The following is a 10,456-nucleotide window of genomic DNA, read 5'->3' on the forward strand; positions in this document are numbered from 1 at the left end:
CCGGGAACGTTTCGTCGGATTTCGGCGATCGCCGGCCGGACAACCCGATCGAGCGGCGTCTTCCCGGCACAGCCACACCGCGTCGGAACGGTCTCGATCGGCTGCTCACTCACGACTGATCCTCCTCCAACAGCGGGCAAACGTCGGTTGTCGGGACCGTCCCACCGCTAGGCGTTCGCCTGAGTCCGTCGAGAAGGACCCGATCACCGAGAGAGCGAGCGATCCGGAGTACGTCGATGCCGTCGATCCGCCCTATCCCTCCCGCCACCGCGTTTCGCTCGCCGGTGGACGTGACATCGTCGGTCCGTGCCGTCGGTGCGGCTATAGTGACCGGTACCGCCTCCCCGGAATGGACGACGTTGCCAGCACTTGGGGTCGTGTGGTCGGCGGTGACGATGGTGACAAGGTCCCTGTCGAGGGCGGCCTTGACCACTCCGGAGAGCGACCGATCGATCGCTTCCAGTTCGCGTTTCTTTTCGAGGGGCGTGCCCGCGTGTGCGACTTCGTCGGGTTCGGGATAGTGGGCGTGGACGAACTTCGCGGTGTCGAGGGTTTCGCGAACGACCGCCGCGCGCTCGTCATAGCCCTCGGGCGGATCGATCACGTCCATCCCGAGCGTGTCAGTCAGCCCGGCTAACACCGGCTTCGGTGTCAACGAGACGGCCTCCATTCCGTGCCGCTCGGCGAACGGCTCGGGCTGCGTCGGCATGCCGGCCCACTTCGAGAGAACGATATCGCTCGCGGCATCACTGAGCTGTTCGACACTCCAGCGGGTGTACGCCGCCAGCGCGTCCGCCGTCCGGGCTGCTGCATCGCTGTTGTCAGCGTTCGCTGTCGGCTCCGGACGGACGACCGGCAGGCCCGATTCGAACGGATCAGTATCGGTCACGCCTGGATCGAGCGGAGCCTCTGATTCCAGTGTGAGTATGCCCCGATTTTTCCAGGTATACTCGAACGACACGGAGACGCTGTCGGTCTCGAACGCGCCGATCGCTTCGGCGTCGTTTCGGCACTGCTCACGACTCCCGGACAGCGATCGATCTGTGATCGCCCCTGAGGGGTGGGCTGACGACCCAAGTCGAGCGAAACTCGCGCTACAGGTCACATCCGTCTCGGACACCTCGATGCCGAGCCCCCGAGCCTCAAGCACACCGCGTCTCGGGATGGCGTCCGGATCGTAGCCGAACAGCCGCCCATGAGCGCGATCGCTCGGCATCGGCATCCCCGGTGGCCCGATATCGGTGACCCCCGAGATGCCGGCGGCCACAAGCCGATCGAGCGCCGGCGTTTCCGCGGCCTCAAGCGGCGTCTTCCCGTCGAGTTCCGAAGCGGGTCGGTCGGCAGCGCCGTCCAGGAGGACGAGCAGGATGTGACGGCCGTCGCCTCGCATCTCACTCCCCGAGCCCGAGCGTCTTTGCGATCGTCGATTTCTGTATCTCCGTCGCTCCGGCCGGAATCCTGAGGTTTCGAGCGACCCGGAACACCCGTTCGACACCGCCGGCACGCATGAGCCCCTGTCCCCCGAGGACCTGCACCGCCTTATCCGACCACTCGAAGAGCCGCTCTTCGGGGTAGTATTTCAGCATCGAAAGGAGCTGTTTTGCCTGCTGGGGCTGGTGGAGGTCTTCGAGGCTCGCGAGCGACTCATACTCGGAGATGAGCTGCGTCGAGAACGCCCGGGTCGCCTTCAATTCAGTCGCTGTCTCGACGATCGGCCACTGGACGGCTTGGTTGGTCCCGATCGACTTCCCGAATGCCTCTCGCTGTTTGACGTGTGAGAGCATTCGATCAAGAAGGTATTCGCCCATGCCGACGCACATCCCGCCACGATTGATCCGCCGCCAATTGATCCACGATAGCGCGAGCTGAAGCCCCTGGCCGACGTCCCCAACCATCTGGTGGTCCTCGACACGGCAGTCATCGAGATGGAGATCCGAGGTGATCCCATCCATCATGAGGTTGGTGTTGATCTTGCCCGGCCGAATCCCCGGATTTTCGTTCATATCGACGAGGAACATCGCCATTCCCGCTGCGCCCTCGGCCTGATCGGTTTTCGCCAGTATCTGCCCCGTGTCGGCGTAGGGGCCGTTCGTGATGTATCGTTTGTGTCCGTTGAGCACCCAGCCGTCGCCGTCTTTTTTCGCTGTCGTCTCGATGGCGCCGATATCCGAGCCGGCACCGGGTTCGGTGATCCCGATACAGGCCGTCTTTCGTCCCTCGACGAGCGGGGCAAGCCAGTCTGCTCGTTGATCGTCGTCTAGGTGCAAAAGTAGTGCTGAGGGTCCTTCGGTCCAAGCAAGCACCGACTTCGTCAGCCCCGATCCGTGTCCGGTTCCGTATCGGAATACCTCCTCGATTACGTAAAAGTGTTCGAGTTGTGAGAGCCCGCCGCCCCCGACTTCCTCCGGTAGATGAAGTGCATACAGCCCCTCCTCGGCGGAGCGTCGCCGAACCTTCGATTTGGCCTCGTGGATCTCTGAGAGTAGTCTGGCATCCTCGTCGAGGTGATTCACCGGGTCGCCGAAGTACTCCTCGTATTCCTTTTCGATCGCCGCGACGTCGTCTCTAATAAATTCACGCAAACGCTCGACAGTTGGCCGCACTGACTCCGGCGGCTCGAATTCACCTGCGAGTTGCTCCGGGATCGAAGACATTCGTTACCAATGAGCGAGGTAGTAAGAAAAAGCTGCCTATCTGTGTCGGATGATCAAGTGTCACCCACCGATTCGGTGGTTACTGTCAACGAAGGCGTGCTGCTTACTGAACGGGATCTCCCGCCGTTCGAAGATAACTGGGTACGTTGTGGTGAGTTCGTCGGACCCCCGGAGACTCGCAGTCGAACAGATCGTTTACGATATCGAACCGGTATTGTCCCAAATCCCGATTCTGTCCAGTATTTAATTGGGGATTGATCGTATCGCTGGCGTCTCTTCTGTGGGAAGAAGCAAAACAGATTACTACACATTGGACAATACCGAAGTATGACACTAGTTGTCCCATTCGACGGATCTGAACTGGCTGAAGCGGCGCTCGTCCGTGCCACTGAGTTCGGGAACGTATTTGACGAAGACGTGTTGGCAGCAAGTGTAATCCCGAAAGGGAACGGGGAGTACGCGAGAGAACGCGGCTGGATCGGACCGGACAACGAGTTTGATTTGAACGCTGTCATTTCAACACTACATAAGCAAGTGACCGAGTTGTGCCCGAGTGCTGACTTCCGCCACATTGTTGTGGGTCGATCCGCTCCGTCCGGCACTATAGCAGGCCGTTTGCGAAAGATGGCAAGGAACGAAGACACCTCAATGGTGTTTATCGGCAGCGAAAACGCTGGCCATCTCGTTGCAGCAGTAGGTAGCGTAGGGGGGGCTGTCGCAACGGACGGGTCCTACGATGTCGTCATCGTTCGAGATCGAACTCCAGCCAAAATTGCCAAACTCAGGAACGCATCGCCGCACAGAAAACCAAAGTCGGAGTTTTATCTCCCTGAGTAAATTTCCCACGCCCTCCTCAGCCTGAATCGAAATAAGAAGCCGCACTGTGTCTCGTTACTTTGATTATTAGTTTTGAGAGAGAGGTTCTTCGCCACACCCACGTCAGCGCTCACCGCACTACTACACACCTCAGAAAGCTTGCTCTGAGGGCGATGTCCCCACCGTGGCGCTCTGTGTAATCACCGAACTACAACAACAGGAACGGGCGACCGGCGGAACACCTTCTGAGCGACGTTTCCAACGACCAACCGGTCAGACAGCGAGCCGCCGTGGCTTCCGACCACGACCGCATCGAAGTCACCGGCTCTGTTCAGAATCGCCCGAGCGGGATGCCCCAACTGAATCTCGGTGGTGAGTTCGACGTCGGACTCAGCGGCAAGCTCCCGGGCGTCATCGAACACCTCCTCTGCGCGTTCCTCTGCGGCCTCGTCAAGATCTTCCTCAAGAGCAAGTGACGTGGCCGCCCCTCCCCACGGTGAGGGTTCGCCCACGACGTGCATGACGGTTATCTCCGCATCAGGATGGTTATTAATCGCGTACTCAAGTGCTTGCTGGGCCATCTCCGAGTCGTCAATCGGAACGAGGATCCGTGAGATCATGTACCAACTATACCCAGAGTACGCATAAAGTGGTGGTTCGCTTGCTTCAGGATATGCGACGACGGTGCGCGTGACCGAGTGCCGTCGGAACCCTCCGACGTTGTGGGAGCAAACGCCCCTGACCGAACAGGTTCGGCATAAACACCTTTATTTATTATTGCATACGTCGGTTTATGGGCACCGACCCGGATCTCGACGAGCAGACGGAACTGACCGCTCAGACTACTGTCGAGGTCCGCTGTACGGGCCACGTCAGAACGAAACTCGGCGAGCACAGCTTCAAGCATACGTTCGACGGATCGACGCTTCGAGCGTTTCTCGATTCCTTCTTCGAGGAGTACGACGTCGCGGACATGTTGATCGCGGAGACGGGGACCGAGACGACGAATGGGTGGGCCCCGACGAACGGCGATCCGCCGGAGGCGTGGAACAAAACCCCTGAAGGCGAGCAAACCCAGGCGTTCGCCCGCGTCGCGATCAACGGCCAGTTCAACGAACACATCGACGGCTTCGACACTGAAATCCGAGACGGCGACCGCCTCGCGTTGCTGTACCCCTTTATGAATTGTTTATAAGTAGTGGCGGCGGCGACTGCGGATCTCCGACACCTTTGTGCTCGGGCGTGCTACCGCTCCGCCGCCGACCGATCGTTACTCCTCAACGACCTATTGAGTCGGGGTCGACGCCCCGCGGGCGGTCCCCCATCGCGACCAGCGGATCAACACGACCGGCAGCACGACCGTCGACGTCACAAACGAGTACGTGACGCTAAATGCAATCAGCGCTCCGAACTGAGTGAGGATGGGCGTGATGGAGAGATAATGCAGCGCCACGCCCGCACTCGCCGTGGTGAGCGTCGTCCCGAAGAGTGCCCCGCCGGTCCCCTGCAGCGTGATTCGCGCCGCCGCGAGGCCGTCGTAGCCCGCGTCGAACTCCTCGGTGAATCGGTGGACGACGTGGATCGAGTAGTCGATCCCGATACCGACCGTGACCGACAGGATTGTTGCCGTCAGCATATTAAAGGGGATCGCCAGATACCGCATCGTCGCCACCAGAAACACCACCGTCGAGACAATCGGCACCAGGGTCACGGCGCCCAGCGCGGGCCGGCGCTCGATCCCGTAGTACATCGCCGTCAAAAACGAAAGCGACAGTACGAGCGCGAGCAGGAGGGCTTCGACAGCCGAACTGTACACCTCCTCGGAAACCCGCTGAAAGACGACGATGTCCCCCGTCTCGACGGCCGTCCCGCGAAACGACCCCGCCGCCATCGACTCGGCGTCGGCGGTGATCGCCGCATCGGTCGCGTCCGTCTCCACGGAGTAGACGATCCGGGCCTCGCGGTAGTCGTCGGTGAGATACCGACGCGCCTCCGTCTTGAACGGCGACGACAGGAGGTGCTCGTAGATCCGCTTGAGGTTCGCCTCCGGGACCCCGTTTCCGTCCCGATCGCTCCGTTCGACCAGTTGGGCGAACGACGGGGACCGCTCGGCGTATCGGCCGATAACCGTCAGGATACTCCTCGATTCCGCCCGTCGATCCCCCGAAACGACGATCGACGGGGGCGGGTCCGCGCCCGCCCGATGCAGTGATTCGAGGGCGTGGGATTCCGAGAGCGGTCCCTGTAGGTATATCGTGACCGTGTCCTCAGCCGTCGTTTCGAACTCCGACTCGAGGGTATTGAGGTTCTCCGTCACCGTGTACGTCCCCGGTGCCATCGGCCCGGGCAGATGAGCCAGATACCCCGGCAACTCCTCGGGCGGGAGCATATCGTCGTCCTCGAACGACGATCCGACGTCCTGTCCGTAGTAGCCGGCCATCCCGGTCGTCAACGCCACCACGAGGAGGAAGGCGATCGGTACCCGATTCGTCACCGAGAGGTGCAACGGGAGGAGCCGACCGAGCAGGGAGTCCTCCGACCCGAGCGGCGTCGAGACAAACAACGGGAGCCGGCTTCGACGCCGAAGCCGCTCGAGCAGGAGCTTTGCCGCGGGGAGGAAGATCCCGAATATCAGTGTCACGGCGGCGATGCCGACCGACGCGACGAGGCCGAAGTCGGCGATGGGTGAGAGCCCGCTGGCCATGTTCGCCGAGAACCCGATCACGGACGTCGTCACGACCATGAAGAACGCGACCGCTAGCGGCGCGACCGTCCGGCGGATCGCCCCCTCGAGCGCCGCCGCCCCTTCGGCGACCGTTCCCGAGTCGTCCGTGATCTCCTCGCGGTACCGGTTCGTCACGTGGATCCCGAAGTCCACGCCGATGGCCATCAACAACGGGGGCAGGACGATCTGCAACTGCGTGAAGGGGATGCCGGAGACGCCGATGAAGCCGAACGTCCAAACGAGCGACATCGCCAGCCCGAGGACGCCCAACGCGAGATCGAACGGGTCCCGGTAGGCGATCGCCAGAAACGCGAGCAGGAGCACGACGACCGCGGGGATCGCCGCCGACAGCGAATCCTGGATGACGCGCATGCTCTCGGCGTCGGTGATCCCCGACCCGAACACGCGGATGTCGCCCCCGACAGCGTTCGCGACCCGCCGCGTCTCGAACTGTATCTCCTCGAAAACCGCATCGTCGTCCCTCGCGTCGTGGGTGACGGTTCCGATCGCCGCCGATGTGGAGGCCGATCGGGCGTTGAAATCCTCGCCGACGAGTCGACGAAACGTCGGATCGTTTCGCTTCGCCCGGATGGCCCGCCGTATCTCCGTGTTGCCGGCCAGCCGAACCGCCCGGAGGCGATCCTCGGGCGTCGTCACTGTGGGATCTAGCTCCTGTGCGATCAGTCCTGCAGGGCTTGTCATATCCGTCACGCGTTGGGAGGGCCGCTCGGCCAACGCCACCTGGAGGCGGAGCATCCGAAGCAGTTCCGGCCTCGAGAGGACGTCCGACCCTTCCTGTATCAACAGCGTCGTGTCCTCGGCGGTGGCAAACGACGGCTGGAACGTCTCCTCGACGTCCTCGTTGACGGCGTAGGCGTCGACGTCCTCGGAGAACTGCTCCGCGCCGCCGACCACCTCGATGTCACTGATCCCGGTCGCAAAGCCCGCGGTGAGCAGCAAAAACGCGACCACGATCCGGGCCGGGTGCTCGACGATCTGCTCGCTCAGCGCCGAGACGAGCGCGTGTTCGTCGCTCATCGTCCCGACACAGGATCGGCCGCCCGCTTGTCGGCGTGTTTACCCACGTTGTCGGAGAGACCCGTCGCGGTACCCTAACCCTTTTTATGGACATGTCAGTACCATTCTAACATGTTCGTATACAACGCCGCCAAGGCGACAACAAAGAGGTAAACGCATGCCACTCGCGAAGATTGCCGTCTCGATCCCGGCGGAGATGTGGATCGCGAACGCCTCGGCCGAACACCCCGAGGTCACGTTCCGGGTCATCTCCACCCAGTACGACGACGGCACCGCGACCGGACTCTTCGAGATCGAGGGCGGCGACGTGGTTGAGGTCCTCGCCGGGGCGAACGACGCCCCGGAGATCACCGGCCTCGACCTGCTGTGGAACGACGGCTCGAAGACCGTAGTCCAACTCGAGACCGATAAGCCAGCGCTGCTCCGGCCCGTCTCCCGGGCCGGCGTCCCGCTTCGGACGCCGTTCGTCATCGCGGACGGTGTCGCCTCCTGGGAGGTGTCCGCGTCCGACGACAAACTCTCCGCACTGACCGATGAACTCGACGAACTTGGGATCACGTACGATGTCGAGTCGGTCCAGTCGTTCCCCAATCCGGACGAGGACCCCCTCCTGACGCCACGGCAGCGGGAGGCCCTTGCAACTGCGTTCGAGGCCGGCTATTACGACACGCCGAGGGAGGCCACCCAGGCCGCGGTCGCGGGGTCGCTCGGGATCACGAAAGCGACGTGCAGTGATCTGCTCCACCGGGCGGAGGGCAAACTCGTCGAGCGATGTATCGACCCCGACGCGTGATACGATCGGTGGGAGGACAGCCCGGCCGCTGTGCTCGATGACGCCGATGCCCACCGGAACACGAACAGCCGACCGACGGACACAGATACCTACTTTCGGGTCGAGCACGTACCGACGGTATGGACAGAGATAGCGGCTGGAACGTCGGCTCACGGGCCGGAGCCGATAGCGGGTCGGGACTGTACGGGGCCGTCCGGTCGCTTCCGCTCACCATCGAGGGTGTCGCGCTCGATGAAAAACGGATCGAGACGGACAAACGGGCGTTCGAGCGAACCGTCATCGAACTGCATGGCGACAGCCACGTCGGGTTCGGTGAGGACGTTACACCGGACGTCGAGTCCCACGAGCGACTCCGGGCGGAGGGATTGGCGCTACCCTCGGGGACGTACACAGTCGAAACAGTCAGCGCTCGCCTCGACGACGAATCGGGGGCGGCCCCTCCGTCACAGGCCGTCGACGGGCCGAACCGCCGCTGGGCGGTCGAGAGCGCAGCCCTGGATCTGGCACTCAAACAGGCCGGTGAGACGCTGGCGTCGGCACTCGATCGGACATACGAGCCGGTACGGTTCGTCGTGAGTCCGCAATTGGGCGACCCGCCGAGTATCGAGCCCCTACACCGCCTTCGTGAACCCGATCCGACCCTCGAATTCAAGATCGATGTCCCCGCTGACCCGAGCGATGCGTTGCTCTCCGAACTCACGGCGACGGATGCGGTCCGCGTGCTCGATCTGAAGGGACAGTACAGCGACGATGTCGGTGCGCCCGCCGATCCGGCGCTCTACCGGCGGCTCTTCGAGCTGTTTCCGACCGCGACGATCGAAGACCCGACGCTAACGGATGCGACACGACCGATTCTCGAGGCACACGCCGACCGGATCAGCTGGGACGCTCCGATAACGGGCGTCGAGAGCCTGACGGCGTTGCCTTGGAAACCCGCCGCCCTCAATATCAAACCGTGTCGGTTCGGGACGCTCGAGTCACTCTGTCGGGTTCTCGATATCGCGATCGAACGCGGCATCGATCTCTATGGTGGCGGTATGTTTGAACTCGACGCCGGCCGGGCACACTCCCAAGCGCTCGCATCGCTTCTGTATCCGGGGGGCCACAACGACCTCGCGCCGCCCGCCTACTACAAGCCGGCCCCCGATCACGTGCGGCCGACGAGCCCCCTTGACGCTCCGGCGCGTCCAAGCGGGATCGGCTGGCACTCGGTATAACGTCGGACGCGAAATCCGCCGTTCGTCGGGGTCGCTCCCCGCCGCTCCCCGCCGCTCCTGTTCCGATCGGTAGCCGGGCCCGGGCCCGATTCGATCGCTACTCCGAGGCCGAGGACGCGAGCACCAACATCGCCTCGCAGTCGGTCTCGGCGCGCGGGGAGATGTCCTGTGCGCCGTTGAACCGAACGACATCGCCCCTCCCGAGCGATATCGTCTCGCCGGCAAGCGTCAGTTCCATTTGCCCCGAGAGGACGTGAAAGACGATGTCCCGCCCCGGGTGTTGGTGGGCGGGGATCGACTCGCCGGCCTCGAGCGCGAGCCGAACCGTTCTCGGCTCCCCCTCGAAGAGTGTGGCCCGCCCCTCGTCGTCGAGTTCCGGGAGCGACGCCCGTTCGAGGCCGACGGCGCCGTCTGCGTCGTCACTCATGCGTGCTTCGGGAGGTCGGCGACGTACTTGTCTTTCTCGACCCGTTCGCAGTCGTAGCCGTCGGCGTCGAAGGCCGGCACCTCCGCCTGGAACTCGTAGAACAGCGGCTTCGGCTCGTGGTCATTGACGATCCGAAGCGTCTCACCGGCCGCGAGATTCTCGAAGGCCGCGTGGATCTTCGGGTGGCGTTCCTTCGGCGGCGTCTCCCTGAGGTCGAGTTTCGTTGCTGGCATCGATACGGGTTTGAGTGTGAACGATCCTCCGGATTCCGCCGAATATGTTCGGAGGCGACGCCCGATCAAGGCTCACGTCCGACGATCAGCGCTCGCGTCGGGACCGGGACCTGCGCTCGATGATCAGGGCTCGCGGTCGACGGTGACCTTCGTGACGTGTCCGCCACAACCGCACTGGTCGATGTGCTCGTATTCGATCGTGTGCCCGAACCGTTCCTCAAGTGTCAGATACAGATACCCCGATGGGTGGCCGTGATCGCCGTGGGTGACCAGATTGACATGGGTGCCGGCGGCCGTGTGCTCGACTGCCTCGATCGCCCCTTCGACGACTGCGTCCTCGTTGTCTGCGTAGGCCGGTTTCTCGAGGTTGGCCGACCAGGAGGTATCGTGGATACGATCGGTCACGGGCTCGATCGAATCGCGTGCCGTGGTCATACGCACAACGTGGTCCCTCGTGATCCAATCCATTGCCCCGAACGTGTTCGTCGACGCCGGTGAGGCGGCCTCGCTGGCGCTATTGCTCCGACAGCACACCCCGGTGATCCGTCCGAAC

The 10,456-nt window shown here is 62.9% G+C and carries 11 protein-coding genes; 4 read left to right on the top strand and 7 right to left on the bottom strand.

Features of this window, described 5'->3' with window-relative positions; translation table 11 throughout:
* Positions 1-109: 109 nt before the first annotated feature.
* Positions 110-1,390 (bottom strand): hypothetical protein, encoded by a 1,281-nt coding sequence (locus tag ACI944_RS07290; protein ID WP_411718392.1) that lies wholly within the window; start codon positions 1,388-1,390, stop codon positions 110-112.
* Between the two features lies 1 nt (position 1,391).
* Positions 1,392-2,654, bottom strand: coding sequence for an acyl-CoA dehydrogenase family protein (locus ACI944_RS07295; protein WP_411718393.1), 1,263 nt, complete (start codon positions 2,652-2,654; stop codon positions 1,392-1,394).
* A 327-nt stretch (positions 2,655-2,981) separates the two neighbouring features.
* On the opposite strand from ACI944_RS07295, the gene ACI944_RS07300 reads away from it, so the two are divergent.
* On the top strand, positions 2,982-3,491 hold the full coding sequence (locus ACI944_RS07300) for a universal stress protein (RefSeq protein WP_411718394.1): 510 nt from the start codon (positions 2,982-2,984) through the stop codon (positions 3,489-3,491).
* A gap of 179 nt (positions 3,492-3,670) precedes the next feature.
* Here ACI944_RS07300 and ACI944_RS07305 read toward each other — a convergent pair whose 3' ends face one another.
* The gene (locus ACI944_RS07305) at positions 3,671-4,090 is read right to left on the bottom strand and encodes a universal stress protein (RefSeq protein WP_411718395.1); all 420 of its coding nucleotides are present in this window, start codon (positions 4,088-4,090) and stop codon (positions 3,671-3,673) included.
* A 173-nt stretch (positions 4,091-4,263) separates the two neighbouring features.
* Between ACI944_RS07305 and ACI944_RS07310 the strand changes: the two genes are divergently transcribed.
* Positions 4,264-4,665, top strand: coding sequence for a MoaD/ThiS family protein (locus tag ACI944_RS07310; RefSeq protein ID WP_411718396.1), 402 nt, complete (start codon positions 4,264-4,266; stop codon positions 4,663-4,665).
* 90 nt (positions 4,666-4,755) lie between these two features.
* Here the strand turns inward: ACI944_RS07310 and ACI944_RS07315 are convergent, their stop codons facing one another.
* The gene (locus tag ACI944_RS07315; protein ID WP_411718397.1) at positions 4,756-7,233 is read right to left on the bottom strand and encodes an efflux RND transporter permease subunit; all 2,478 of its coding nucleotides are present in this window, start codon (positions 7,231-7,233) and stop codon (positions 4,756-4,758) included.
* A gap of 157 nt (positions 7,234-7,390) precedes the next feature.
* On the opposite strand from ACI944_RS07315, the gene ACI944_RS07320 reads away from it, so the two are divergent.
* Together ACI944_RS07320 and ACI944_RS07325 are read left to right on the top strand one after the other, a co-directional pair.
* A complete protein-coding gene (locus ACI944_RS07320; protein ID WP_411718398.1) occupies positions 7,391-8,026 on the top strand; it encodes a helix-turn-helix domain-containing protein in 636 nt (211 codons plus the stop codon).
* A 119-nt stretch (positions 8,027-8,145) separates the two neighbouring features.
* Positions 8,146-9,243, top strand: coding sequence for a hypothetical protein (locus tag ACI944_RS07325; protein ID WP_411718399.1), 1,098 nt, complete (start codon positions 8,146-8,148; stop codon positions 9,241-9,243).
* A gap of 97 nt (positions 9,244-9,340) precedes the next feature.
* On the opposite strand, the gene ACI944_RS07330 is transcribed toward ACI944_RS07325, so the two are convergent.
* The 3 genes from ACI944_RS07330 to ACI944_RS07340 all read right to left on the bottom strand — a co-directional run bounded on the left by ACI944_RS07330 (position 9,341) and on the right by ACI944_RS07340 (position 10,338).
* Entirely contained in the window at positions 9,341-9,670 is a 330-nt protein-coding gene (locus tag ACI944_RS07330) for a cupin domain-containing protein (protein ID WP_411718400.1), read from the bottom strand.
* Complete coding sequence (locus ACI944_RS07335) at positions 9,667-9,903, bottom strand: DUF2249 domain-containing protein (protein WP_411718401.1); 237 nt, start codon at positions 9,901-9,903, stop codon at positions 9,667-9,669. Before ACI944_RS07335 ends, ACI944_RS07330 begins: the two co-directional genes overlap by 4 nt.
* 123 nt (positions 9,904-10,026) lie before the next feature.
* Positions 10,027-10,338: a CGCGG family rSAM-modified RiPP protein gene (locus ACI944_RS07340; RefSeq protein ID WP_411718402.1), complete on the bottom strand. Its 312-nt coding sequence runs from the start codon at positions 10,336-10,338 to the stop codon at positions 10,027-10,029.
* Positions 10,339-10,456 lie beyond the last annotated feature (118 nt).

The organism is Natronomonas sp. (assembly GCF_046710025.1).
Classification (GTDB): Archaea; Halobacteriota; Halobacteria; order Halobacteriales; family Haloarculaceae; genus Natronomonas.

What these genes read in the sequence shown, in the direction of transcription:
- ACI944_RS07335 (WP_411718401.1), bottom strand. Translation starts at nt 9,903, where the DNA reads ATGCCAGCAACGAAACTCGACCTCAGGGAGACGCCGCCGAAGGAACGC.
- ACI944_RS07325 (WP_411718399.1), top strand. Translation starts at nt 8,146, where the DNA reads ATGGACAGAGATAGCGGCTGGAACGTCGGCTCACGGGCCGGAGCCGAT.
- ACI944_RS07295 (WP_411718393.1), bottom strand. Translation starts at nt 2,654, where the DNA reads ATGTCTTCGATCCCGGAGCAACTCGCAGGTGAATTCGAGCCGCCGGAG.
- ACI944_RS07310 (WP_411718396.1), top strand. Translation starts at nt 4,264, where the DNA reads ATGGGCACCGACCCGGATCTCGACGAGCAGACGGAACTGACCGCTCAG.
- ACI944_RS07320 (WP_411718398.1), top strand. Translation starts at nt 7,391, where the DNA reads ATGCCACTCGCGAAGATTGCCGTCTCGATCCCGGCGGAGATGTGGATC.
- ACI944_RS07300 (WP_411718394.1), top strand. Translation starts at nt 2,982, where the DNA reads ATGACACTAGTTGTCCCATTCGACGGATCTGAACTGGCTGAAGCGGCG.
- ACI944_RS07290 (WP_411718392.1), bottom strand. Translation starts at nt 1,390, where the DNA reads ATGCGAGGCGACGGCCGTCACATCCTGCTCGTCCTCCTGGACGGCGCT.
- ACI944_RS07330 (WP_411718400.1), bottom strand. Translation starts at nt 9,670, where the DNA reads ATGAGTGACGACGCAGACGGCGCCGTCGGCCTCGAACGGGCGTCGCTC.
- ACI944_RS07315 (WP_411718397.1), bottom strand. Translation starts at nt 7,233, where the DNA reads ATGAGCGACGAACACGCGCTCGTCTCGGCGCTGAGCGAGCAGATCGTC.
- ACI944_RS07305 (WP_411718395.1), bottom strand. Translation starts at nt 4,090, where the DNA reads ATGATCTCACGGATCCTCGTTCCGATTGACGACTCGGAGATGGCCCAG.
- ACI944_RS07340 (WP_411718402.1), bottom strand. Translation starts at nt 10,338, where the DNA reads ATGACCACGGCACGCGATTCGATCGAGCCCGTGACCGATCGTATCCAC.